The following is a 25268-nucleotide window of genomic DNA, read 5'->3' as shown; positions in this document are numbered from 1 at the left end:
CAATATTTGCTTTGTAAAAATTTAAACTACCTTTATATAAATTTTAGGCTTATCTAAAATATTGTTAAGAATAATCTAAATGAATAGCCGGTTACTTATTTTTACAATCCTTCTTGAAGCCATTTTAATTATATCCTGTGAGCGTATTACGCCCAGGGTTCCGGCAGACGATCAAATTCTGGATGGTCCCATTGAAGGGCTTACATCTGCGGAAAAGACTCGGTTTTTAGCAGGTGACGTGGCCTTTAATGACGAAATTTTCACTAGCGAAACAGGCCTTGGTTCTGTCTTTGTTGCCACCAGCTGCGGAAGCTGCCATGCAGGTGATGGCAAAGGCACTTTGTTTACAACCCTGACCAGGTTCGGACAAAGCGATGATACAGGCAATAAATTCCTGCACCTGGGTGGGCCGCAGTTGCAGAACCGGGCTATCCCAGGATATACACCAGAAAGTATTCCGGCAGGGGCAACATTTTCCCGCTTTACGCCCCCTGCCAATACAGGGCTTGGCTTTATCGAGATGGTTACCGATGCGGATATCCTGGCAATGGCTGATCCATCTGATGCGGATAAGGATGGAATATCAGGGGTGCCAAATTACGGCGACCTGCCATCTTTTTTGAACCCATTGCCAAATGCAGTCCCCAAAAATGGCAGGTATATACATCGATTTGGTAAGAAAGCTGCTGCATACAGTTTACTGCACCAAACCGTGAATGCTTACAGCCAGGACATTGGTATCAGTTCCTCTTTTGCCCCTTTTGATGTTTATTCGGGTCTTGAAATCGATCCGGAAATTTCAACCCTTACCATTAACAATGTAGTTTTTTATCTGCAAACCTTGAAGGCACCTATCCAAAGGGACCAAAATGATCCGCAGGTCAAGCAAGGGAAGCAAACGTTTATAGAACTGGGTTGCGAGAGCTGCCATAAGCAGACCTTAAAAACGGGTCCTTCCCAGATTTTCGCCCTTTCAAACAAAACCTTTCATGCTTATACCGACCTGCTGCTTCATGAGATGGGCGGCGGACTTGATGACGGTTACACCGAAGGCAGCGCAAAAACTTCCGAATGGAGAACACCACCACTTTGGGGCCTTGGTTTATCGCCTAATTCTCAGGGCGGACAGTATTTTCTGATGCATGATGGCCGGGCAAGAAGTATTGAGCAGGCCATAGAAATGCACGGAGGCGAAGCTACTGGCAGTAAAAACCGTTTCAAACAATTGGCTCAAAGCGAGCAGGCAGATCTCATAAAGTTTTTAAAATCTCTATAAATGGACAGAAAGCAATTCATCAAAGCGTGTGGTATTTCGTGCCTTGGACTATCATCAGCTACCCTTTCACTATCAGGATGCGCCAGCGTTTATTCGGTTCAGGGTGCCGTTTCAGATAAGACCATTTCTTTTCCAAAGGACTCTTTTTTTGAGACCAAAAAGTCAGGGGAGAAAATAGCCCGCCAGGTTGTGGTTGTCAATGTTGACAACCTTAAATTTCCTGTGGCTGTATATGACGATGGTAATAACAAATACACGGCGGTTTGGCTTAAATGCAGCCATCAGGGCAATGAGGTCAGTGTCCATGGCGACTCTTTGTCATGCTCTGCACATGGAAGTGAATACGACCGCTCGGGAAAAGTAACCAAAGGCCCGGCAAAAGAGGATTTGCGCAGGTTCAATGTGCGCAGTGATCAGACTACCATCTTCATTGAACTCGCATGAAGAAACTATTACTACTCTTCATGCTGACCATCTTTGGCCCGGCCCTTTACGGACAAACCGATACGAGCTTTTTCTTTACCCGAGTCAAGCAGGATTCCAGCAAATTGAAGCTCAATATGGACGCCGTCTATAACCGGCCTTTTTTGCAGATGGGAAAGCTCCCTGTTTCCCTGGGCGGGTACCTGGAAGCCAATAGCAGCTATTTTAGTACAGATGGGATCAGTGAAGGCCTCTCTTTTCAATTACCACGGCTAACTATGTTCATGTCGGCGAGTATCCGGCAGCGGATCAAGTTTATGACAGAAATAGAGTTTGAAGAAGGTGGCCGGGAAATCAATATCGAATTTGCTGCGCTCGACCTGGAATTCAATCCGCTGTTTAACCTGCGGGGCGGCGTGATCATGAACCCGATCGGCTCTTTTAATCAAAACCATGATGGTCCGAAATGGGAATTTGTAAGCAGGCCAATTTCATCGACAACCATTATTCCTAGTACTTGGAGTAATGTAGGCTTTGGGCTGTTTGGCAAGTACTCCAAAAAGAATTGGGTGTGGGCTTATGAAGCCTACCTTTCAAATGGTTTTGACGACAAAATCATTAATAACAATCAGAACCGGACATGGTTCCCTGCCAGCAAAGCCAATAGGGAACGCTTTGAGGAAAGCTTTAATGGTGTGCCTTTGAAAACTTTAAAAATGGCGATTAAACACAGAAAAATCGCTGAGATAGGAGTATCCTGGATGGGAGGTGTGTATAACAAGTTTAGGGATGATGGTCTTGTCCTTGATAAAAAAAGGCCCCTTAACTTTATTGCCCTGGATATCAATTCGACTATTCTAAAAGACACTTACCTGAATGGAGAATGGGTTTGGGCTTATGTAGATGTCCCCGATACGTACATCCAGCAATTTGGCAGCCGCCAGCAAGGTGGGTTTTTAGATATTGTCCAGCCAATAAAAAAAGGCAAAATGCTTGGCTGGTCTGAAAGTGTCCTCAATGTTGCGCTGCGTCTGGAATATGCAGACTACAACGTTGGAAATTTTCAGGAGCTGGGGCTCAGGATAGCTGATCATGTGTATGCCCTCGTGCCAGCGATCAGCTTCAGGCCATCCGCACAGACCGTAGTCCGGGCCAATTACCGTTATGAAAGACGTACTGATTTATTAAGAAACCCAGCTTCCCAGACTGCTGGGTTCCAGTTTGGTTTTTCAACTTATTTTTGAAACAATGTTCATCCTTGTATAAGCTAACGACAAGTATATTACTCAGATTGGGCTTAATCATTAATTAGTTCAAATGCCACCAGGATAAGGACTTTTAAGCAATAATATTATTAATTTGGAGCAACAACAAGGCTCTCTTGCTTAGGATTATTGGTGAGATATTTTCAATTTATATGCGGAGCATCTAGGACAAAGCCTTAATGCCCTACTTGGCTATATGAAATGGACAGTAAAAGTATTATCACCAAACCCGTTGGGTGAAATAAAATAGTAAGAAAAAGAAAAGTGCATATTGGGTTAATATGCTGAAATTCAGTAGATTAAAGTCACCAAACAAACCCCAATATGCATGTCAAAATAGTAAAAATAGAATTCTTAAAACTATTGAGTCCTTAAACATTTCACTGGATACAAAAAAAGTGGGAAGAAGACCTAAGATGACTGAGTTTCAAGTTATTGCATTGAGTCTTACGGCTGAGTATATGTCACTCGACAGTGAAAATCTATTGTTCCAAATGATTCCAGAAGGTTCCATCGAAAACATTCTCGAAAGAAGTCAATTTAATAAACGTAGACGTAAATTATTTGGCCTGACTGAACGGATCAGGAGCAATCTAAGTCGCAGTTTTGTAGAATTTGAAGACTACTTTGTTGTCGATTCAATGCCGCTTGAAATTTGTAAAATGGCTAGAAGCAAAAGGGCTAAAATTTGTAAGGAAACGTTCGAAACAGCACCAGAAAAAGGTTATTGCGCATCCCAAAACTCTTGGTTTTACGGATATAAATTACACGGTATCTGCACAGTGACGGGTGTTTTTAGTGCAATTGACATAACAAAGGCAAACGTTCATGACATCGCTTACCTGAAAGATGTCAAATCTCAACTATCTGATATGGTGCTACTTGGAGATAAGGGGTATATTTCAAGCCAGCAACAATTGGACCTTTTTCAATCAGTTAATATTCGTTTGAAGACTCCAATGAGAACTAATCAGAAAAACTACAAAAAGCAGCCTTTTGTTTTTCGTAAAACTAGAAAAAGAATTGAGACCCTCTTTTCACAACTCTGTGATCAGTTTATGATCAGAAGAAATTATGCCAAGAGTTTTGAAGGATTTAAGACCAGAGTTCTGGCCAAAATCACGGCCTTGACTTCGATTCAATATATCAACAAATACTTGTTCAAAAGGAACATCAACAATATTAAAATTCAGATTACTTAGTTTCACCCAACGGGTTCACCAACATTAATTATTATCATTTCCAATGCAGCACAAAGTAATGTCTTAGCCTGAAAAAAATAGCTGCCAACATTAACGCGGAGATTACGTACTATTTTCATTATTTCTTGATTAATAACGAATGCTTATACCCGCACCAATTCCGTAATCACTATCATACAAAGCACTGATTGAAAATGTGCGGCTGAAAAAATACCGGAGCCCCATTAAATATTCTTTGTCAGTATTTATCTTACCATCAAAAAATATTCTTGTAGTAATGGGCATATCCCTTCGTTGCAACTGTGCCCGGAAGCGGCCCGTCGGATCTGCCCGGACTTCGGCTTCAACAAAAAAGGGCAAGAGATATATTAAGCCGACTTCAAATTGCCTACGGTTGTCTTTTGTATTCAATTTGTCTTTTGGATCTGTGATCACTTCTTTATTCCTACGATAATCATAGCCTATAAAAGCGGCGAAATAATCCTGTTTGTCAATAAATCGCAACAAGTGGGCTTCCGTTTCGAAATTACCCTTCCAGTTTACCCGCCCTTCAAAACGAAACTGGGTTTTATTATTGGATACAAAGCTTTCGAGAAAGGCCCCATTGGACAGCACATTTAAATCGCCCCACTTGTAAATTGCATTGTCTTCTTTTTTCAGCTCTTTGTAACCGGTTTTTGCAAACTCATTTTGCTCCGAGCCTTCGTAGCTTACAATGCGAGCCATGCCGGCAACCAAATGATATAAAATATGACAATGAAAGAACCAGTCTTTTTCTTCATTGGCTAAAAACTCGATGGTGACTGTTTCCATCGGTTGTATATCGAACGTGTGCTTGAGTGGTGAGTAATCGCCCTGTGCATTTATTAAACGGAAGAAGTGCCCGTGCAGGTGCATTGGATGCCGCATCATCGTGTTGTTAAACATTTTGAACCTCACTACCTCACCCTTTTTTATCATGATGTTATCGGATTTAGAAAGAGGCTTATCATCAAACGACCAGATGTAGCGTATCATGTTGCCGGTAAGCGTTAAGGGAACCGTACGTACTGATAGATTTTCATCAAATGCAGTTGGCTGTATGGAGCGCAGCATATCGTAAGTAAGCGTGCCAGCACTTTTACCGTTGTCCATCTTCATGCCAGCCATGTCTGATTTTTCCGTTGCAGCAGTAGCTTCTTTTTTTGAGCCCATATCCATACCATCCATTTTCGTTACCTCGTCCTCTTTCTTCCTCATATCCATGCCGGGCACTGAGCTACTTTTTTTATCTTCATTGCCCATGTCCATGCCTTCCATGGAGGTTCCTTTTTTACCAGAACCAGCCATATCCATTTTGTTTCTTTCCCTTAACATAGCAAAATAATCCAGCGCAGGAATGTTGGGTGCAGCCACCTTTTTACCACTTCCAAAATAAACCGAACTATAGCCTGAAATATCAGCAGCCGTAGCCCTTAATTCATAAGCGCCTTCCGCAGGAATGGTAATGAGCACATCATACGTTTCAGCAATAGGAAAATCAATCTTATCAATTTTTACTGGCCTTACATCAATACCATCCGCAGCAACGACTGTCATTGGGCCACCAGCAAATTGTATGTTAAAATAAGAACCGGCAGCGCCATTGATAAGCCTTAGTAAAATTGTTTCGCCCGGTTTAAATTCCGGGTACTCGCTTGATTGCCGTCCGTTGGCAAGAAAGGCGTTGTAATACACATCGGATACATCCATCGGCGGCATGCGTCCCCATTCTTGTTTTGCCTTATCGCCTAAGTATCCTTTTACCAATGCTTCACCCCAGCTTTGCACGGAGTTTCTTTTAATGCCATACCATTCGTAACCCGCCTTCAGCGAACGCACAACGGTTGACATGTCTTCGTTAGTCCAGTCAGAGAACAAAATCACTTTTTCTTTTTGAGCCATCTTGTCTGCGGGATAGATAACGATACCTCCATAAAGACCTACCTGCTCCTGAAGCGCAGTGTGCGAATGATACCAGTACGTGCCGTTTTGAATAACAGGAAACGAAAATGTATAGGTACTGCCTGGCTCAATCGGTGGAGTAGTCAGATAAGGAACGCCGTCTGCCTCGTTGGGCAAAAGCAAGCCATGCCAGTGAATAGATGTTTCCTCTTTCATCAAATTTCGAACATGAATAATAGCCGTATCGCCTTTAGTAAAATATAACGTAGGTGCAGGTATGGTGCCGTTAATGGCAATGGCGGGTTTTAATTTTCCTTTTGCAAAAGTTACAAGCGTATCGGTAACATCAAGATAGTAGGCTACGGCTTTACCGGGAACTTTTAATGTTGCTGTTTTTGGCATGTTCATACCATCCATGTTATCACTTCCTTTTTCCTGAGGTTTTGGCATGTCCATACCTTTCATATCCTGCGAAAATGTAGCAGAATAGATTGTCATTACTGCGGCTATTAAAAGTATCTTTTTCATTGTGTAACCTTTATGTTGTTGTTACCAGTTGCCTTATTGCTACTTCATTTACCCTTCAAGCCTGATAAATTTTTGCAAAGTTGAACCTATTTTGTTTACCTGAACTTCTGGGTCAGTCATTTGTTTTTCAATTAAACATCGTTGTGTCACTCACTTGTACTTGCACCGCTTTTCTCATCATTTTCAAACGAACTTGTTTCAAAAACTTATGAAGCAATCCCCTCACGTAAGCTCACAACTAACTCATAGCTTAAATCTTTGATAAGCCTGTTTCTATTCATACATCAGTTTGCTTAGTAATGCTTTGCAATGGTGAGTGGTTGAACCTTCTGTACAAGAGTGCGATGCAATGGCTGCTTCATGGCAGCAATAAGGCCGGGCTCATATAAATGAATTTCATATTGTCTCGTGGCATTAAAGTACCTCTGTCTTTTCGCCTAAATCTTGTGAAATAAGAAATGGTTGGTCGCTACTCCGCTCATACGCAAAGCCCGCCTCACATGCCTTCTTTTTTAGAGGCAGCAAGAGATATAAAATCCGTGTCAATAATAACTTCGCTTGTTATAAAGTCGCCCGTCCGGTTTTAGTAGCCGGAGAAACCCATCAGCGCACGGGCTGATCCGGAATTTCCCCGAGGGTTCCTATCATGTACACAGCATTAAATACGGCATCCTGATAAAGCGGTATTTTGCGCATCTCCAAACTTTGCCCGTATGTTGATAACGTGCCTTTTTGTTGCCAGGTGGTCAAGTGCATCAGCATCTTCCGCTGTATATCCAGAACATCGAGTGTACCTCCCGGTAGCAAAGCCTCCGCTACAGGGCAGCGCCTGAATGCCGGGACCCGGTCCAACTTCCAAAAATTTCTCGCCGGACCGTGGTTCCAGAATTTGTTATAGAAAAAATTAATATTCATTACTCTCTTTAAACAATGCCCTGGTGTTCGCCGTATAATTCATTCTGATAATTTTAAAGATAGTCCAATCATAATAAAATTCATGTTCAGATAATTGAGTGGTTTAGAAAATCTGATTGATTTCGCTTGTATGAAGGTTTCTAACCTTTTGCTTGTTTTGTGAGTTAGCCCCAAGGCAATTCCTGCGGCAATACCAACATCTTTAAAATCTGAAACAAAAGAAAAGGTTGGCATCACATATGGAGTGATGATCTTGTTATCATAATAAAACATCCCATTCAGATTAATAAAAGCATCAGTATTATTCTTTATGGTTGGATTATTTAATCCATACATTATACTGCTAAAGTGCCAAACCTCAGCAGAAGCGCCCCAGCTAAAAAAATTCTTGTTGTTCATTTTCCAAAATCCCGTTTCTACATCCAATGCCGGACTGAAATAAGTATCCTCCATTGAGGGTGAAAAAAACACTCCTGTATTCAGAAAATACATTGGCGGATTAGTCGCTTTTAGTGCTTGCGCAGACAGTTGTTGGTTATTTATTATCATGGCAGCTAAAAGAAACAATTGCCAATTCTTTCGAATTTTAATTAATCGCGATAGCATTTCTACAACACACATACATTTTCATTATTCAAATTCAACATGGGAAAGCATCATTGGCGATTTTGCGTACCGTTGAATGTCATTTGGTTCGCTCTGGTAAATGTTCATTGCTGCCTGTTATACAAAATGCACAAGAGTGCGACGCAACGATGATTAAAGTGACATTTCCTGGTACATAAAAATCCTACTTAAAAAATTCTTTTTCAGCCGCATCAGCTTCTGCTCTAATTGTAATAAAAGAACAAAAGTCGTTTTCTTGTTTATTTTTTAGCACCGACATTTGTTTGTCTGTCAAGCATCCATATATCACTCCCGTGGACTTTTATGGTTCTATTCAGCAGGAAATAAATAGCTTTGAAATGAATAACAGCGCTATTTAGAGATTATTAAAAAGGGTCGGTTAGTTCGCTTGTGCGAATAAGTTTTTTGTTTACAAATTCATCAATACCTAACTCTGATAACTCACGTCCGTAACCTGAACGCTTGGTGCCCCCAAAAGGCAAATCAGCTTGTGTCCATGTAGGGTGATTAATGAAAACCATTCCGGTATCAATCTGGTCAGCCACCCGCTGGCCTCGTTCAATGTCTTGCGTGAAAACAGAACCGCCTAAACCAAATGGTGAGTCATTAGCAAGGTCAATAGCAGCCTGCTCATTTTTGACGCGGTAAAAAGAGGCAACCGGTCCAAACAACTCTTCCAGATATGCAGGATTGCCTGGTTTAATATCGGTGAGAATAGTAGGTTGCATAAAAGCGCCAGGGCGGTCAACACGCTTGCCACCTATCAATACTTTTGCTCCTGCATCTACAGCCCGCTTGACCTGGTCGGCTAACTGTACTGCTGCGCCTTCACTACTCAGGGGTCCTAATTCAGTAGTCTTGTCCATTGGGTCGCCGACCACTATATTAGACAACCGGTTTTTGAATCGTTCCAGGAACTCGTCGGCCACAGCTTCTACGGCAATAAACCGTTTAGATGCCACACAACATTGCCCGTTATTATTCATTCTACCCACAACTGCCCATTCAACTGTCTTTTCAATATCGGCATCTTCCAATATGATAAAGGCGTCGCTTCCCCCCAATTCAAGAACAGATTTTTTTAAATTTTTGCCGGCTTCAGATGCTACGCTTGCCCCCGCTTCCTCGCTGCCAGTAAGGGAAACCCCTTTAATTCTTTTATCGCGCACTAATACCGAAGCGCGGCTGCCTGATATCAAAAGGTTGGTATAAATGCCCGGTGCGGCACCCGCTTCTTTGAACAATTCTTCTATGGTGATGGCGCATTGAGGCACGATGGACGCATGTTTTACCAGCACTGTATTGCCTATCATTATGTTAGGCGCGGCAAAACGGGCCACCTGGTAATATGGAAAGTTCCACGGTTCTACACCTAACAGCACACCTACTGGGCTGTGGCGGATAAACGCTTTTCCATGTTCGGGGCTAAGATTTTTATCGGCGAGAAAGACGGCACCATTGTCGGCGTAGTAATCAAAAATATCAGCACTTAAAACTATTTCAGCTTCCGCCTGGGAGATGAGTTTGCCCATCTCCAAAGTGATTGTTGTTGCCAATGCTTCTTTTTTTTCGCGCATCAAGTCAGCTACCTTGTGCAATAAACGGGCACGTTGCTCGTAAGTGGTTCTTTTCCAGTCGCCAAATGCTGTTAAGGCTTGTGCTACAGCAGCATCCACTGCCTCCTCTGTCATTTCTTCAAAAGTCTTGAGCGCAAGGTTTGTTGTGGGATTAATTGTTTGAATAGACATGTTTATTTCTTTTTAGTTTGATTAATATTTCAAGTTCTTTGCCTTCTCGTATTCATTTTTTGAATCGCACAGAAGAACAATTTTTTAACACCGTGAGACTGTGCAAAAACTAGGGGCTAGTTATGCTTTGCCATAACAGAAAGGCCGGTAAAGAAGACAAATGCCGAAACGGTCAGCACAATTAGGGATATGCTCACAACTGTTTATCATTTAAATCATTTTAGACCAAATCCTTTTGCCTATTTTCTCCATTCTGTGTTCTTGGGCAAATATTACACATGAACTTAAAGAAAAGGCAGCAATGAAAGGCAGTAGCTTCTTCATACATTTCCACAGCTAAACCTGATGGTTACCGGTTTAAAAGAAAATCATTTATCTTTAACAGATAGATTTGTTGCAGTTATTTAATATGGTTAAACTACCCGCAAAATTTTTTTATGCTCCTGGTATTCTTCCTTTGTTATTTGTCCTGAAGCGAAACGCTTCTGCAAAATGTCAAGAGGAGTATCTTTCTTTTTTCGCTGACCTGGAATATTGTAAGGCGTAGCAAAAATCCAGAAAATTAATCCTAGCCAAATGAACCACCATATAAAGTGCATTCCCACGAACTGATAACCGCTGTTATACATTTTTTTGTTTTTAAAATTAGAAGATTAACTATGAGAAGTCTTTAAACGGAATAGATGGAAGCAGTTATTGTAACCACTTCAAAACAAGCTATTTAAATTTGATTAAAAGTAGAACCTCTTCTTTCAGCGCTTTATGATAGTGGTCATGTTTGGAAATGACAATCCTCAATTTTATTTTTTTACAACCCGGTATCCATACCTATGTATTTAATCAATCCTCATAAGTGGTTTTCCCTTCATAGCAAAGTTCCTCTTATTGATACGAATAATCTTACATACCTTTGGGTTTAAGTTGCATAATTTACTGATATAAAAATGAGAGAACGGATACAAGTCACGGTTACAGCGAAAGTGCTTTGTTCATTGTAAACTAAGGTTGTTATTAAACAGACCTTTGCTATTGATTATATACCTGCACCCTTCCTCCATCTACCACCAGAACAGTGCCATTGATAAAGCTTGCTTATTTGATGCTAAAAAGCAAAATAGCAGCAGCAATTTCAGGGCTTACCAATGGTGCCTTCGATTTTTTCAATACCGCTTTTTACATTAGGCTTTTTCCTAGCATTGGCGCATCCACAGCGCCATAAAGCTCAGATAGCATTGGCCATCGATTAGCATTTGACTATAGTCGATTATTTTCATTTCATTGGTTTGATGAAGTATAGCAGATGCTTATTCAATGTGTTTTAATGGTGTTTATAAAAACCCACTCCCTGGATATCATTCCATGAAGTTGTTTTATGGCAAGAATAACATTGATTAACTAAAACAGCTTCGCAACAACCGTTCCCTTTTTCATCACTTCGGGCGGCAACCTTTTTAGAAACCATTTCGAAGTGCATCATATAGTGGCTCGGCGGAGCCTGGTGGCATTGGGAACAATTAATAGAAAGTACCGACGGATGCTGGAACTCAGGAATTGTCCACTGGGTAGCGGCATGGCAGGATGCACAATTATTGCCCATCAAACCAAGATGCTTATCTTTTGTGCCGTGGCAGGTGGCACAATTAAGTTTTGCAATCTGATCTGAAACCAGCGGGTGGTCAGCCGGTATGATTGATTCATCTAACTGAAAAGATTTTTTTTCATCGCCAATTATTTTTTCACCAAGAAGCGCCATTGCCTCGTGGTCCATCACCCGCAAATTCGCATCTGGGCCCTGGTGTTCAATATGACAGGAGGAACAATTGCCGATCACACCGTGAAAAGCAGTGGGCTGCCGCTCTAGTAAGGCCTTGTTATCGCCATGGCAGGTGATACATTTTGCATTGTCGACACCCATTGTAGCCGTGTGGCAGGTTGCACAATTGGCTGAAAGCATTTCATGGGCAGAAGACAATTTACCTGGACTTGCTTGTGCTTGCCAGCTATTTTTTTCTGTAAAATCAAAATTACCGTAGTGAGAAACTACCGCTATGTAAAATATAAGAATAAGTATGCCAATTAATTTTTTCATCTAAGATATCTTAACCCAAAATAAATGGCTGACCAAATATGCAGTATCAGTAAAATATAAAACGCAGAAGATGTGATGATATGGATTTTTAACCATCGGGCTGTTCTTCGTTTTAGTAATTCGTGTGTTTTAATAGCATATTCAAGATCCGCAATGGACTCAGTCAAAAGCAAAGCCCGGTGCGATAGCAGGGATTTAGGATCTGTAGCAATACCCTGAGTGCCTACAAAGCTGTTGAAGGCACGGCTTATCAAATTATTGGAGACAACATGACTCGCCCCTGATTCTGGTTGCTTACCTATCTCATTAATTAACTGGTTGTATTGCGTAGCCAAAAGGTTGAGTTCAGCTTGTTTCTCATTGACTTCTTTTGATGAATAACTAAGAAAATACCTTCCTGTAAAACCACTTAATACCGTAAGCATCATCATTACGGTAAGCCATATACCAAGATTGCTTTCGAATCGGTGGCCCGTGTGGAGTATAGCAAGAATGGCACCAACGATGCTTGTATAAACATGCCAGGTAAGTAATGTGCCCATTGAAATACGCTTTGTAATTTTTTCTTTAAAAAAAGGTATCCGTTTGGTGGCTGAATATAAAAGAGGCGGCACAATCATCAGCAAAGCGGCTGTAATTGCCAGTATGCCACCGGTAAGGCTACCTGCAAACCGTGGAGACTGATGCACCAAAAAGCCTAACCACAAAATAAGTTGTAGTATAAGCATGGAGACCATGATGGTGCGTTCCCGTTTCATTTATGTATTCCTTTCGTAAAAATTTAAGCATCAACTGAAACAGCTTCGGTTGCCTTTGCCTGACAAGCCAAAATTATATTTTCCGCCTTATCCTCCTCTGTCAATGCATCTTCTACGGCCATGGTCACCATACCTGAAATCAACTTTATTTTGCACACACCGCATGTTCCAACGCGGCAGGAATAATCGATGTTAGCGCCGGCCTCTTCCGATGCTTCGAGTACCGACTTATCCGCTGTAAGTACTGCTGTTTTATTTGATTTGACAAACGTGACCACCCCACCCTTATCTTGCTCAGGTGAAGCAGGTTCTTTATTCTGGGACACCGCAGCTTTTCCTTCTTCAGGTGTGGCAGCTGGCTGCGCTGCTTCACTTCCCTCTGGTGGTTTTACAGGAGCACCAGTTGGTTGTATCGGCGTTTTAGCTGCTGGTGGCGGGCCGGCAAATACCTCTACCATCACATTTTCCTTAGGCACTTTTAACGCATCCATCATCAATTTTACCGCATCCATCATGGGTTTTGGCCCGCAAATGTGAATCATACGGGATATAATATCCGGCACTCGTTCTGTTATTATTTCTTTAGTAATATGACCGGGGATAAAGTCAACCCCGGCCTCGCCTTGTTGTTGGCTAAGTACAAAAAACACATGTAAATTAGAGTAGCGTTTTTGCAGGTATAATAGTTCTTCTCGAAAAATAATACTGCTTTCATTCTTACATGTAAAGAAAAAATAAATTTCACCTTTCCAGGAGCGGTCTGTCAAATAACGGACGGCACTCATCATTGGCGTTAATCCTACGCCACCACCAATGAATACAGCGCTGTCTGCATGTGTTTCTGTAAAAGTGAATTTGCCAGAGGGCCCGGTAAACTGCATTAATTCTCCAATATGAACTTCGTTGTGCATATAATGCGAAACCGTTCCCTTCTCTTCGTGCTTAACCGTTATTTCGCAATATTCTGTATGTGTGGGCGAGGAAGCAATCGTATACGAACGTTTTACAGGTACACCCGCTGGATTAATGGTTACTGTAATGAACTGGCCGGGCAGGAAATTAAAGGGGATTTTTTTACCTCCTGGTTCTGTAAGGCGGAAAGTTTTTACATTGGGCGTTTCTAAAAAAATTTCTGCAACAAGCAAAGTACCTGTCCATGAATTTGGTTTTGATGGTGCACTATCGGGATTTACAGCAGGTGGTGCTCCGGCTTTATCAGCAGGGGAAGCAGTCGGAATAGTGCCCGGTTTATCTGCGGCAGATGCTGCACCTGATTTATCCGAACCTGGTGGTGGTACATCCTCTTTTGGATTGCCCGATAATTTTTCAACAAGTGCATTGGCACGTTTCATTTTGTGGAAATACATCCAAACCATCGTTACTGCAAACGCGGTGAGCAAAAACATGGTGATGTAATGAAACCAGGAAAGCCCCATAAAACTGTGCTTTTTTGCATTTTCGATGGCATTAAGGTTCATTTCCCTGTTAAACCATTGTAAAGCTGTAAGGCGTGGGTCTATACTTTCTGCTAATGCCCGCTGGCCTTCCAGGCCGCTTTCCAGCATCATTTGTCCGCGGTGCATCTGTTGGTTTGCTTCTTTCATAGCCTCCAGATCCTGCAAACGGGTGGCACCTGAAAGTTGTTTTAAACCTATATCCAGCAAGGCATTACCTTCGGTAATTTGCTTATTTGCTAACTGGTTTATTTCAATACGTTTTTCCGGGGTGAGCTCATTTGCCTGCATCAGTGTAGGATACATTTCCTTATTGGTAGGCTTGCCCATATCCTTCATCATATCGCCCATGCCTGCCCCCATTCCACTGGCTTTCTTACCAGCACCTATATCCTTCGTGGCACCGCTGGCATCTTTTGCATTTGCCATCTTATTCATTGAAGCAGCAGTATCTGCTGCTACTTTGTCGGGATGGTGGCCTGCATGCTCATCAGCAGTTTGTGCAATAGCGGAAAATGCAAAAACAGTAAAAATTATGCAGAAAAGAGCAGTAAAAATGATACAACGGAACAAATTCATCGTAGAATATTTATGGTCGTCTATTAAAATTACATATCATCATCCTTCATAGGCATTGGTTTTTTGTCTTTTTTCATTTTATCTGCGCCCATTCCCATCATGTCCATGCCCTTGTCCATCATATCCATACCCTTATCCATATCATCATCCATCATGGGCTTATCTGCTGGTCCCATAGCTTTGCTGGTCATACCTTTGCCCATATCCATCATATCCATGCCTTTATCCATCATATCCATATCATCAGACATGGGTTTATCGGCCATAACGTTGCTGTCTTTTCCCATCATTTCTTTACCCATGGTAATCATCGCCATACCTTTATCCATCATACTCATGCCGGTTTGCATCATCGGCTTATCCTTGTTTTTTAGTGCATGCTGGGTAATCATTTTGCCAGACTTAGCTACGTCTAATCCCTGATGAATCATATTCATTCCGTTATCACTCATATCCATATCTTTTCCTGCTGTCTTTTTTATGCTATCACCCATTGCCATTTTATCATCCATATCTTCATTTTCATGTTCAGGCCTATTCATGGTACTTTGTCCGGCTTTTACCATTTGCATTCCCTTATCCATTTCAGCCATCCCATTATCTATCATTGACTTATCATTGGCTTTTTCCCCTTTGTTAACCAGTTCGTTGCCGGATTTAATCATTTCCATTCCCTTATGGATTTCCTCAGTAACGTCGCCATTCCTTTGCACGTTAGATTGTGCAGTAGAGTCTGTTTTTAGACTATTATTAGTATTACTACCATTACAGCCAATGATGAAAGCAGACGCAAATAAAATAATGATGAAGCCCACCATTAATGACAAACCTGTACTTTTACTCTCTATAAATAGTCTACAACCTGTACCAAAAGAAATACGGCTTATTGAAATTGATGTTTCCATAATGATGATTTTTATCTGTTTTAAAATACTATGAGTTTCGAAAAATTAAATTTGTATTGTATACGATACCTTTCACTTAATTACTTACTTGGTGTCAATTCATTTCCATATCATTATGTTCGTTTTTCATTTGAAGACAGTGTAAGGCGCAACCACCATATTGTTTGTAGTTCCCATGGACCAGAAGAACCGTTTTCCCATTTTTATCTTTGACTTCACAAGTTCCATTCATTGGAGCAGAAACAGTTAAGCTATAAGTAGCTCCGCATTTGAGATGTTAAAGGTATGTACCATTTTTTCTATCTTCATTTGGTCATCATTACATGGTATTTCTTGACGTCTATCTCGTGTTTCTCTTCGTCCAACTTTATGTTATATCCGTTTTGTCATCATGGGCAAACATAACCGTACTAATTGAAAAGGTATCATCAGTATTGTATTCTTAATTTAAATTTTGGTGCTTCCATTTTGCTTTTGCTTATCAATAAGCATGTTCTTAAGATTATGATCTCTTTCAATGGTATTCCTTCAAAATGCTATGGGCACACCTTTATCCATTTTTATTTTTTGACACCGTAAACTTATAACGGAACCTTGCTCCAACTCTTCTATTACTGCATCTTCATTTTGCCCATTCTACCTTTCCTGGTTGATTTTCCCTTCAATGGCATCTTGCTTATCATTCCTTCCATGTCCATCATATCACCATTCTTCATTGTCATTGTTGCACCATCTTTGTTTGTATACATCCCGTCCGCCATCACCTTCGTACCATTTTGCATTGTCATTTCTTTATCCATAGGAATTTCTTCGCCATTTTTCATCATCTTCATTCGCCCATCCTTCATCATTATGTGGTCTTTCTTCATGTCCATTTTGTGATTCATTTTCATTTTTTCGCCCATTTTCGCCTGGGAGAATGCTGTGGTACTTAAAGCAAGAGCTATAATTAACATCAGTAAATTTTTCATCTTTTTATAAGTTGTGGCTTCCATAGTTTTGTAAATGGTTGCCTGTTTAAATAAATTATTTTACTATTTCTTTGACAACTCGACAATTATTTTCCAATTCTGGAACTATTAAAACTTCGCATCACCAATGCGATGACTACTACAATTAAAATTACTCCCAAAAGGATTTCTGTTATTGAGTAGGAAGAATTATTGTTTAAATTATCATGACCATTCCCAGATTCTGTGCAATTACGCCTAAACTGAAAGTAAAGGCTAAAAATAACATTGTTAGTTTTTGCATCTATTTATAAGTTTATCCGAATCGCTTCCTCAAAATATCAAGGGGAAATCTTTCTTACTTTGCTGACCGGGATAATGTATGGAGCTGCAAAAACTCCCAGAAAAAAGTACTATCCACACAAATCATGAAATGCATTGCTCCAAAAATTGAAACCATTATCTATTTCCATTTTTTTAGTTTTTAAACTCTCTTCTAAGGTTTCTTTGCAACTATGATTAGATTTACTATGGGTTAAAGATCGGTGCGCTTGTTTTTAAAAATATTGCAAAAGCCTGTTTAAAGGTTGTATATATCACATATTGTCTAAACTATTGGACTAAGTCCAATATCCTTTGCAAAATTCTGGTTATTATGCTGCATGATATTTAACACATTTTTTTAGTTTAATTATTACACGATCCATTCACGGGAAAAATGTTAATATGTTAATTATCAGACAATTAACATATTAATAAACTGATCCCTGACCTGAATGTGGGTGTGGCAAATATCACAAACTTTCAATCATTTCATCTTCATATCTTTGTGCGCGCTTTTCATCTGAAGACAATGCATCGCGCAGGCTCCATACTGCTTATAATTTTCATGAACCAAAAGCACGGTTTTTCCACTTGTATCTTTGACTTCGCATATCCCATTCATAGGGATAGATACTGTTAAGCTGTCAATGGCCCCGCTTTTTACATGATAAAGGTAAGTGCCGTTTTTTGCGGCTTTGCCCGAGGTTTTTCCTGTTATGGCATCGATTGCATTCCCGGCATCGTCGATGTGGGCGATTTTTACTCCTGCTGCATCTTTGATTATCCCATCACTGGTAACCCAGCCAATGTGTTTTCCTTTTGCATCAGTAATCTTTCCAGTTGCATCAATAGAAGGTACTGGCATTTTGTAATTTTGTGCATAAGAGCCATTTCCAGCTAAAAAAAGAAGAAATGCTAAAAAAAGAATAAATTGTTGCGTTTTCATTTGATTATCAGATATTTACGATTTCAACAAATCTACCTCAAAATACAGTATATAAACATGACAAGGATCAGTTTTTAATATGATCGGAATCCAACCAAATTGCCGTATCATCCAAAATAAAAACGGATAACCATTACTGATTATCCGTTATACTTTTTCGATAAAATATCTTCCTTACACCGGTGTGGCCATCTCCTCACACGCTTCAGCGCACCGTCGGCAAGCTTCTGCACATTGCCGGCAGTGATCCATACCCATTTCAGCGTGCTTTTCGCATTCTTCGGCACATGCTTTACAAACGTCTGCACAAACCCTGCATAGGTGTGCACTGAAACTACTTCCCAAACTCATTACTTCTGCCGCGCTGCGGCAAATAGCAGCACATTCCAGATCAAGCTGGATACATTTGGCCATATGGGCTACATGTTCTTCTTTTAAGCACTCTGTTGCACAGTGGCTGCAAGCTACTGCACATGCCACACAGGCATCAATACAGTCTTTGAATTGTTGATGTGCCATAAGGTATTTTTTTTATTTTTATATGAAAAATTATTTACTTCTGTTCGCTAGTAAAAATGCCTGGAACGCTGCAATTTCCTTGTTTTGTTCCTCAATAATCATCGTTGATAAGGTTTTCAGCTGAGCACTTTTACCCATTAATAATTGCATTTGAGCCATTTCCGTGGCACTTTGATGATGCCCAATCATTAATGTGGCAAAATCCTGGTCTATGCTGCCATTGATGATCTGAAGATCTGACTGTTTTTCCATACGCTCCATTCCTTCCATCATTTTCATATGGAACTCCATATTCATTGTTGTAGGCGTAGCGCTGGCAAGAAATGAGTCTAGGGTAGCAATCTCCTTTTGCTGAGCATCAATTATGGCTTGCGCCATAGCTTTCATTTCACTGTTGCTTCCAGATTTTAACTCTAATTCAGCCATCTCTATTGCACCCATATGATGCATTTTCATCATAGTAGCATAGTCAATGTCGGGATCCTGGGTTACTTTCATCGTTTCCATTTCGGCCATCATATCGTGCATCACTGTCATCATTTGATTTTGGTCATGCGCTTGAATAGTGATTTTATCATCACCATCGTTATCGTCCGAACATGCGGTGGTAAAAGCCATAAGAACTGCAAGTCCTAACATTCTGTACGTTGTCTTCATGGGGTTGTCTTAAAATAAAGTTTAATCAGCCTGATTCTCAGGCTGATTAAGTAATAAAAAAAACTATGCCATTACCTGCTTGATGCAGGACAATCTAAATATTATGATCACTCTACTTTCTCTATAACAAAGCCTGCCTCTTTCACGGCTGATATGATACTGTCTTCATTACCGTCAGAGCTTACCGTTAAAATCTTTTCCGGATTATTAATATCCACATCCCAATTACCAGTTCCAGCGGTTTCATTTAAACCAGATGTAACTTTTGCCACACAACCACCGCATTTAATATTTGTTTTGAATTTTAGAGTTTCCATTAAATTGTCTGTTTTGAATTTGAATTAATTGTAAGTACGTATTCTTGCTGATGCAAATTTTTAAAGCTTCGCTGTCTTTAACCTTAAACTATTACTTACTACTGACACCGAACTGAGTGCCATTGCCGCTCCGGCGATCATTGGATCAAGTAAAAAACCATTGATGGGGTACATTAGGCCGGCAGCAATTGGGATACCGATCAGGTTGTAGATAAAAGCCCAAAACAGGTTTTGTTTTATTGTCTTAACTGTTTTGCCTGAAAGCTTTAATGCTTTGGGTACCATGTTCAGATCAGAAGTAATCAAAGTCATTTTTGCAACATCCATAGCGATGTCCGATCCCTTACCCATCGCAATACTGACATCTGCCTGAGCCAAAGCATGACTATCATTGATCCCATCCCCAACCATGGCTACTATCTTTCCCTTTGATTGCAGCTCTTTAATAAAATCTGCTTTCTGAGAAGGCATTACATCTGCCTTAAAATGTTTCAATCCAACCTGTTGGGCCACAGCAGCTGCCGTTTGTTTATTATCACCTGTCAGCATATAAACCTGGATACCTCTGTCTTGCAATGTTTCAATAGCTTTCTTGGACGTAACCTTAATTTTGTCAGCAATGGCAATGACTGATATTACCTCTGTGTTATTTGCAAAGTAGATTACTGTTTTTGCCTGTTGTTGCCATTTTTCTGCTCCACAAGAAAGCCCGCTATTGATGCTGATATTATTCTCATCCATTAATTTTTTGTTCCCGACGAAATATTCAGTCCCATCGTAATTGGCCTTTACGCCCAAACCCGTTAAACTTTCAAACTGCTGCAGGCTTACACCTTCAATGCTTTCCTCTTTGAGAAAGCTGGTCACGGCTTCTGCCAGAGGGTGTTCTGATTGGGCTTCTATTGCAAATAGTATTTGCTTGAATATCTTTGGCTCACCCTTAATTGCATTCCAGGAAATGTCAGTAACCACAGGCTTACCCTCGGTTATGGTGCCGGTTTTGTCCAGGATTACCACATTTACCTTATGGCCTAGTTCCAGGCTTTCGGCATCTTTGATTAAGATATTGTTTTCAGCGCCTTTCCCTATACCTACCATAATGGCGGTAGGAGTAGCGAGCCCAAGTGCGCATGGGCAGGCAATGACAAGCACGGTAACGGAAGTTAAAAAGGCGTGTGTAAACGCATTTTCGCCTCCAACCAGCATCCAGGTTACAAATGTCAGTGCAGCGATACCGATCACGACTGGCACAAAAATACCGGCTATCTTGTCAACCAGCTTCTGAACAGGCGCTTTACTTCCCTGGGCCTCTTGCACCATCTTGATGATCTGGGCAAGGATCGTATCACCTCCTACCTTTTGTGCTTTAAATTGAAAACTACCTTTCTGATTGATTGTGCCTGCAAACACTTTCTCTCCCAGGCTCTTTCTTACGGGAACGGGTTCCCCGCTGATCATGCTTTCATCAACGAACGAACTGCCCTCTGTTACCTCTCCGTCAACTGGAATTTTTTCGCCAGGCCTGACCAATAAAATGTCGCTAACCTTTACCGCTGATATCGGGATTTCCTGTTCTAGGCCATCAATGATTGCCCTTACGGTTTTCGGCTGCAAGCCTATCAATTTTTTTATAGCAGATGACGTGTTGGACTTTGCCTTTTCTTCTAATAGTTTCCCCAGGGAGATAAAAGCGATTACAACTGCTGCCGCTTCAAAATAGACGTGTGCGTGCAAACCTTGATTGTGCCAGAATTCCGGGTAAATCGTATTAAAGGCACTAAACACAAAAGCAATCCCAGTACTTAGCGCCACCAGGGTATCCATATTGGCTTTTCCATGCGTGGCCTGTTTAAAGGCATTCATAAAAAAGCTGCGTCCCAGGTAAAATACAACGGGCGCTGACAATGCCATCATGATCCAGTTGCCGTAAGGCAGCGCGTCCATAAAGAACATCCCAATTACGACAATAGGAAAAGAAAGAAGGGCAGCCCAGAGCGTACGTCTTTTTAACTGCTTATAGTGACTGAGCTGAGCATCTTGCTGCTCTTGCTGTGGGTCTTGCGAATCAACAATCAGATCGTAACCAACAGAGCGGATTAGACTTTGCAAGCCAACGGGTTTAATCGTTTCATCATCATATTCAGCCCAAGCTGTCTGATTTGCATAGTTCACGCCTGCGTCCTGGACTCCCTTGGCGGATTTAAGCATGCTTTCCACACTTACCGCGCAGGCTGCGCAGGTCATTCCAAGGACCGGAAAGGTTTTCTTTATATATTTATTCGAAGCTTTTTTAATGCTTGATTTATCTGAAATAAGTGCTTCCATTGTCTTGATTTATTTATACAAAACTAAGCTGAAGCGCATAAGATTTTATTACACAATTAGCTATGAGGTGTGCATAGTTTTGTGAATTCAACTTCATCAGAAGACGTTTAGTGCAGCCAACTTACTGAGAAATGCTGCTGATCTTACCTTGACCGCTTTGCTTTAATGCGACCGGCTGTGTAGGATGACCTTGGCATTTTATTTCGATGTCTTTCCAGCCGCTCATTTAAATCAAGCCAGTCCTTGTGCAGGTAAACAGGCCGGAAAGATTCCAGCCTGTTCTTAACAAACTCATCAAATTGTTGATTTGTCATAACCATAGCATTTAATTTACCCTAAGTAGCTTTGCATTAATGGCAACCACGATCGTGGATGCACTCATCAGGACTGCTCCCATCGCAGGGCTTAACATAAAAGAGGGATATAGCACACCGGCAGCCAACGGGATTGCTATGACGTTATAACCGATTGCCCAAGCCAGGTTTTGTACCATTTTTCTGTAAGTAGCCCTGCCGAAGGTGATCATTTGTACTACATCCATCGGGTCGCTGTTTACCAGGATAATATCGGCGGTTTCAGCTGCCACATCCGTCCCTGAACCAACAGCAATGCCAACATCTGCCTGCGCGAGTGCAGGAGCATCATTAACCCCATCACCGGTCATGGCAACAATCTCACCTTTATTTTGAAACTCTTTTACCTTATCCTGCTTTTGATGGGGCAACACATTAGCCAGGTACCCGTCCATGCCCAGCTTTTTGCTGACGGCTTCTGCAATCTTCTCATTGTCCCCTGTAAGAAGAAAGGTTTTAATGTTCATCTTTTTCAGTTCAGCGATTGCCTGGGCTGCATTTTCGCGGATGCTATCGGCGAAGGTGATCAAGCCAACAAGTTTGCCATCAACAAGTATGAAGTTTACCGTGTCGGTCGCCTGATCAACCTGGTCGGGAATAGTGGGCACCGGCTTGTTTTCCTGCTTGAAATAATTAGGTCCGGCTGCTACCACTTTCTTGCCATCTACGGTACCGGTCACACCAATGCCCTGCATATAATTGAAATCGGTTGACACCCAGAGCTGCAAGCCTTTTTCTTTTAAGCTTCTGATGACTCCATGAGCGATATGATGTTCCGAGTTCTGTTGTACTGCGGCAGCATACTGCAAAATCTGATCTGTTGATAACTGCTCGTCAATTGGTATAATCTGTTGTATTTCATGGGAGCCTTTGGTCAATGTGCCTGTTTTATCGAAAATGATCGTGGTAAGGTTACGGGCATTTTCAAAAGCGGTACGGTTGCGTATCAAAAGACCATGCGTTGCCGATAGGGTAGTCGAAATGGCAATAACCAATGGGATGGCAACCCCTAACGCATGCGGACAGGATGTGACCATGACGGTAACCATTCTTTCCAAGGCAAATGCCAAACTCTGCCCACTTGTATACCAGACAATAAAAGTAACGACCCCAACCGTAATCGAAACCAGCGTTAACCATCCCGCCACTTTATCGGCCAGGTTCTGTGTATTTGATTTTGCGCCCTGAGCGGTCTTGACCATGTTGATCACCTTTTGCAGATAAGTCTCATTGCCTGCACCGGTAACATGGACTTTCAAAACACCATCGCCGTTGATTGCTCCGCCAATTACTTTATCGTCTTTCTGCTTTTGGACGGGCACGCTCTCCCCGGTGAGCATGCTTTCGTTCACATAAGAACTACCTTCCAGGATCAATCCATCGGCCGGGACCTTTTCGCCGGGTTTGACAAGTAATATATCACCGCTGCGAAGGTCTTTTAATGGGATGTCAGTTACCTGATGATCTTTTTCAACATGGACCATTGAAGGAAGCAAAGCGACCAGCGATTCCAGGGCTTGCGAAGCTGCCATCTGCGATTTCATTTCCAGCCAATGCCCGATTAGCATAATATCAATCAAGGTAGCCAGCTCCCAAAAGAAGTCCATCCCTTCCAGCCCAAAAACCACGGCTACACTATACACATACGCAGTAGTAATAGCAACCGCCACCAGGGTCATCATCCCCAGGTTCTTGCTTTTTAGCTCCCTGACAAGGCCCGTCAGAAACGGCCAGCCCCCATAAAAGTATATGATCGTACTTAGTGCTAAAAGCACATATTGATCACCTGCAAACGTCCAGTTAAAACCAATCCACTGCTGGATCATATGCGATAGTAAAAGGATCGGCACTGTGATGACCAGACAAATCCAGAAGCGCTTTAAAAAATCTTCGGTGTGATGTCCTGCATGCTTGTCATGGTCACTATGCCCATCAGCCTGCGCAGTGGGTGCGTGGTGCTCATGAGAAGATCCAGTCATAGAAGGCATGGTTTCCGCTGGCTTTTTGGGATGATGCTCATGGTGGTGGTGATTTTCCATTGATTTGATTTTGTTTAAAAACTGGAACCTTAAACGCACTGAGTGGGCAGCCGCAGCAACATCTTTGGTCTGCCCGTTAACCTTGTTATCGCTGCCAGGATTCCAACTTAAAGGAAAGTCCAGGCACATTGTTAAGAAATCACCGTTATTAGAACCTTACTAATAAGCCCCCACCCAGTTTGTACCTGGAATCATAGCCCCCGGATAGGGAAATGTATTTGCCAAGCATATATTCCAAATCCAGATGGTATTCCTTATCTGTGTTGATACGCCAGTTAAAAAACAGTTTAGGCAGCAGCCATTCCTCTCCTTCCAAAGCAAACCGGACACGGCCCTTGGAATTTACACGAAGATCCGCGTCGACAAAAAATGGTAGTGTGTAACGAACACCAATTACTGGCAAGTCAAAATCCTGCTCAAACGTTTTCTCCCCGTTGAATATATTGTAGTACCGCTGTTTTACAGCACCAAAGCCAATATAGGGGCGCAGCCAGTCTCCGATGTACCTCTCATAACTGATATTGGCCTCATATTGAGACCCGTAGTTATAATTCCCTTCAAAGCGGATAGCACTACTTCTATTAATAAAATTCGCCTTGGCTTCGGCCATGTGTGATTTGGCTGCAATGCTGCCGTAAAAAAACCACATCTTGTCCTCCTTTAATAAATTTTTGAGAGGATATCTGGACAGAGAAGTATCACGGCTACTTCCCTCATATGTTACGACGCGGGCCATTCCACTCATCATATGATAAAGTATGTGGCAATGAAAAAACCAATCTTTTTCTTCCGTTGCATCGAACTCTATTGTAATGCTTGTCATTGGAGGAACGTCCAAGGTGTGTTTTAAGGGAGAGAAATCACCATTCTTATTGAGCACCCTAAAATAATGACCGTGCAAGTGCATAGGGTGGTTCATCATCGTGGTATTTTCGAGCTCAAACCTGACGACTTCTCCTTTTTTAATACTAATCTTATCCGCTTGGGAAAGTACTTGGTTATTTATAGACCACACATAACGGAACATACTCCCAGTCAGCTTTAAATGCACAGTTCTAACAGGCTTTGAGCTATCAAAGGTTGTTTTCTGTTTCGCGCTCAATAAATCATAATTGAATATAGTCAGCGAGTCGGTTTTACCCATTT

The 25268-nt window shown here is 41.5% G+C and carries 22 protein-coding genes; 4 read left to right on the top strand and 18 right to left on the bottom strand.

The genetic code is table 11. From position 1 onward, the window contains the following. The first annotated feature begins 79 nt into the window (after nt 1–79). From B5X68_RS27690 to B5X68_RS27675, 4 genes are all read left to right on the top strand, one after another. Nucleotides 80–1276: a di-heme oxidoredictase family protein gene (locus B5X68_RS27690; RefSeq protein WP_082218023.1), complete on the top strand. Its 1197-nt coding sequence runs from the start codon at nt 80–82 to the stop codon at nt 1274–1276. Beyond that, nucleotides 1277–1720 (top strand): QcrA and Rieske domain-containing protein, encoded by a 444-nt coding sequence (locus B5X68_RS27685; RefSeq protein WP_082218022.1) that lies wholly within the window; start codon nt 1277–1279, stop codon nt 1718–1720. Beyond that, nucleotides 1717–2943, top strand: a complete 1227-nt coding sequence (locus B5X68_RS27680) for a hypothetical protein (RefSeq protein WP_082218021.1) — start codon at nt 1717–1719, stop codon at nt 2941–2943. Before B5X68_RS27685 ends, B5X68_RS27680 begins: the two co-directional genes overlap by 4 nt. Nucleotides 2944–3245: 302 nt before the next feature. Continuing rightward, the gene (locus tag B5X68_RS27675) at nt 3246–4166 is read left to right on the top strand and encodes an IS982 family transposase (RefSeq protein ID WP_138283468.1); all 921 of its coding nucleotides are present in this window, start codon (nt 3246–3248) and stop codon (nt 4164–4166) included. Between the two features lie 129 nt (nt 4167–4295). On the opposite strand, the gene B5X68_RS27670 is transcribed toward B5X68_RS27675, so the two are convergent. The 18 genes from B5X68_RS27670 to B5X68_RS27590 all read right to left on the bottom strand — a co-directional run. Beyond that, nucleotides 4296–6617, bottom strand: a complete 2322-nt coding sequence (locus B5X68_RS27670) for a multicopper oxidase domain-containing protein (protein ID WP_082218020.1) — start codon at nt 6615–6617, stop codon at nt 4296–4298. A gap of 603 nt (nt 6618–7220) precedes the next feature. Continuing rightward, entirely contained in the window at nt 7221–7532 is a 312-nt protein-coding gene (locus B5X68_RS27665; RefSeq protein WP_082218019.1) for a hypothetical protein, read from the bottom strand. 39 nt (nt 7533–7571) lie between these two features. Continuing rightward, the gene (locus tag B5X68_RS27660) at nt 7572–8153 is read right to left on the bottom strand and encodes a hypothetical protein (protein WP_131962168.1); all 582 of its coding nucleotides are present in this window, start codon (nt 8151–8153) and stop codon (nt 7572–7574) included. Between the two features lie 371 nt (nt 8154–8524). After that, on the bottom strand, nt 8525–9907 hold the full coding sequence (locus tag B5X68_RS27655) for an NAD-dependent succinate-semialdehyde dehydrogenase (RefSeq protein WP_082218017.1): 1383 nt from the start codon (nt 9905–9907) through the stop codon (nt 8525–8527). A 413-nt stretch (nt 9908–10320) separates the two neighbouring features. After that, nucleotides 10321–10506 (bottom strand): SHOCT domain-containing protein, encoded by a 186-nt coding sequence (locus B5X68_RS27650; protein ID WP_229208596.1) that lies wholly within the window; start codon nt 10504–10506, stop codon nt 10321–10323. A gap of 719 nt (nt 10507–11225) precedes the next feature. Next, a complete protein-coding gene (locus B5X68_RS27645; RefSeq protein ID WP_082218015.1) occupies nt 11226–11996 on the bottom strand; it encodes a cytochrome c3 family protein in 771 nt (256 codons plus the stop codon). Further along, on the bottom strand, nt 11993–12754 hold the full coding sequence (locus B5X68_RS27640) for a hypothetical protein (protein WP_082218014.1): 762 nt from the start codon (nt 12752–12754) through the stop codon (nt 11993–11995). The genes B5X68_RS27645 and B5X68_RS27640 overlap by 4 nt, the downstream gene beginning before the upstream one ends. A 23-nt stretch (nt 12755–12777) precedes the next feature. After that, nucleotides 12778–14787 (bottom strand): FAD-binding oxidoreductase, encoded by a 2010-nt coding sequence (locus B5X68_RS27635; RefSeq protein WP_082218013.1) that lies wholly within the window; start codon nt 14785–14787, stop codon nt 12778–12780. A 29-nt stretch (nt 14788–14816) separates the two neighbouring features. After that, nucleotides 14817–15692: a hypothetical protein gene (locus B5X68_RS27630; protein ID WP_082218012.1), complete on the bottom strand. Its 876-nt coding sequence runs from the start codon at nt 15690–15692 to the stop codon at nt 14817–14819. Nucleotides 15693–16303: 611 nt separating this feature from the next. After that, nucleotides 16304–16687 carry a DUF6799 domain-containing protein gene (locus B5X68_RS27625; RefSeq protein ID WP_082218011.1) on the bottom strand — a complete coding sequence of 128 codons (384 nt, stop codon included), beginning with the start codon at nt 16685–16687 and terminating at the stop codon, nt 16304–16306. 763 nt (nt 16688–17450) lie between these two features. After that, on the bottom strand, nt 17451–17912 hold the full coding sequence (locus tag B5X68_RS27620) for a hypothetical protein (RefSeq protein WP_082218010.1): 462 nt from the start codon (nt 17910–17912) through the stop codon (nt 17451–17453). 174 nt (nt 17913–18086) lie between these two features. Then, nucleotides 18087–18431: a four-helix bundle copper-binding protein gene (locus B5X68_RS29575; protein ID WP_082218009.1), complete on the bottom strand. Its 345-nt coding sequence runs from the start codon at nt 18429–18431 to the stop codon at nt 18087–18089. A gap of 30 nt (nt 18432–18461) precedes the next feature. Beyond that, on the bottom strand, nt 18462–19070 hold the full coding sequence (locus B5X68_RS27610; RefSeq protein WP_170916751.1) for a DUF305 domain-containing protein: 609 nt from the start codon (nt 19068–19070) through the stop codon (nt 18462–18464). Nucleotides 19071–19195: 125 nt separating this feature from the next. After that, nucleotides 19196–19405: a heavy-metal-associated domain-containing protein gene (locus tag B5X68_RS27605; protein ID WP_082218007.1), complete on the bottom strand. Its 210-nt coding sequence runs from the start codon at nt 19403–19405 to the stop codon at nt 19196–19198. 60 nt (nt 19406–19465) lie between these two features. Continuing rightward, nucleotides 19466–21730, bottom strand: a complete 2265-nt coding sequence (locus B5X68_RS27600) for a heavy metal translocating P-type ATPase (RefSeq protein ID WP_082218006.1) — start codon at nt 21728–21730, stop codon at nt 19466–19468. Nucleotides 21731–21873: 143 nt separating this feature from the next. Then, entirely contained in the window at nt 21874–22044 is a 171-nt protein-coding gene (locus tag B5X68_RS29050) for a hypothetical protein (protein ID WP_170916750.1), read from the bottom strand. Between the two features lie 11 nt (nt 22045–22055). Further along, on the bottom strand, nt 22056–24122 hold the full coding sequence (locus tag B5X68_RS27595) for a copper-translocating P-type ATPase (RefSeq protein ID WP_082218029.1): 2067 nt from the start codon (nt 24120–24122) through the stop codon (nt 22056–22058). 148 nt (nt 24123–24270) lie between these two features. After that, nucleotides 24271–25268: multicopper oxidase domain-containing protein (locus B5X68_RS27590; RefSeq protein WP_082218005.1), on the bottom strand; the 998-nt coding region annotated here is incomplete at its 5' end.

Origin of the sequence: Dyadobacter psychrophilus (assembly GCF_900167945.1) — a bacterium.
GTDB lineage: Bacteria > Bacteroidota > Bacteroidia > Cytophagales > Spirosomataceae > Dyadobacter > Dyadobacter psychrophilus.
Note: the sequence above shows the minus strand (reverse complement) of the source record. Positions and strands in the feature narration are given on the sequence as shown.

Bases quoted from the DNA above. Each gene is read 5' to 3' on its own strand.
- B5X68_RS27690 (WP_082218023.1), top strand. From the start codon at position 80: ATGAATAGCCGGTTACTTATTTTTACAATCCTTCTTGAAGCCATTTTA.
- B5X68_RS27685 (WP_082218022.1), top strand. From the start codon at position 1,277: ATGGACAGAAAGCAATTCATCAAAGCGTGTGGTATTTCGTGCCTTGGA.
- B5X68_RS27680 (WP_082218021.1), top strand. From the start codon at position 1,717: ATGAAGAAACTATTACTACTCTTCATGCTGACCATCTTTGGCCCGGCC.
- B5X68_RS27675 (WP_138283468.1), top strand. From the start codon at position 3,246: ATGCTGAAATTCAGTAGATTAAAGTCACCAAACAAACCCCAATATGCA.
- B5X68_RS27670 (WP_082218020.1), bottom strand. From the start codon at position 6,617: ATGAAAAAGATACTTTTAATAGCCGCAGTAATGACAATCTATTCTGCT.
- B5X68_RS27665 (WP_082218019.1), bottom strand. From the start codon at position 7,532: ATGAATATTAATTTTTTCTATAACAAATTCTGGAACCACGGTCCGGCG.
- B5X68_RS27660 (WP_131962168.1), bottom strand. From the start codon at position 8,153: ATGTGTGTTGTAGAAATGCTATCGCGATTAATTAAAATTCGAAAGAAT.
- B5X68_RS27655 (WP_082218017.1), bottom strand. From the start codon at position 9,907: ATGTCTATTCAAACAATTAATCCCACAACAAACCTTGCGCTCAAGACT.
- B5X68_RS27650 (WP_229208596.1), bottom strand. From the start codon at position 10,506: ATGCACTTTATATGGTGGTTCATTTGGCTAGGATTAATTTTCTGGATT.
- B5X68_RS27645 (WP_082218015.1), bottom strand. From the start codon at position 11,996: ATGAAAAAATTAATTGGCATACTTATTCTTATATTTTACATAGCGGTA.
- B5X68_RS27640 (WP_082218014.1), bottom strand. From the start codon at position 12,754: ATGAAACGGGAACGCACCATCATGGTCTCCATGCTTATACTACAACTT.
- B5X68_RS27635 (WP_082218013.1), bottom strand. From the start codon at position 14,787: ATGAATTTGTTCCGTTGTATCATTTTTACTGCTCTTTTCTGCATAATT.
- B5X68_RS27630 (WP_082218012.1), bottom strand. From the start codon at position 15,692: ATGGAAACATCAATTTCAATAAGCCGTATTTCTTTTGGTACAGGTTGT.
- B5X68_RS27625 (WP_082218011.1), bottom strand. From the start codon at position 16,687: ATGGAAGCCACAACTTATAAAAAGATGAAAAATTTACTGATGTTAATT.
- B5X68_RS27620 (WP_082218010.1), bottom strand. From the start codon at position 17,912: ATGAAAACGCAACAATTTATTCTTTTTTTAGCATTTCTTCTTTTTTTA.
- B5X68_RS29575 (WP_082218009.1), bottom strand. From the start codon at position 18,431: ATGGCACATCAACAATTCAAAGACTGTATTGATGCCTGTGTGGCATGT.
- B5X68_RS27610 (WP_170916751.1), bottom strand. From the start codon at position 19,070: ATGTTAGGACTTGCAGTTCTTATGGCTTTTACCACCGCATGTTCGGAC.
- B5X68_RS27605 (WP_082218007.1), bottom strand. From the start codon at position 19,405: ATGGAAACTCTAAAATTCAAAACAAATATTAAATGCGGTGGTTGTGTG.
- B5X68_RS27600 (WP_082218006.1), bottom strand. From the start codon at position 21,730: ATGGAAGCACTTATTTCAGATAAATCAAGCATTAAAAAAGCTTCGAAT.
- B5X68_RS29050 (WP_170916750.1), bottom strand. From the start codon at position 22,044: ATGACAAATCAACAATTTGATGAGTTTGTTAAGAACAGGCTGGAATCT.
- B5X68_RS27595 (WP_082218029.1), bottom strand. From the start codon at position 24,122: ATGGAAAATCACCACCACCATGAGCATCATCCCAAAAAGCCAGCGGAA.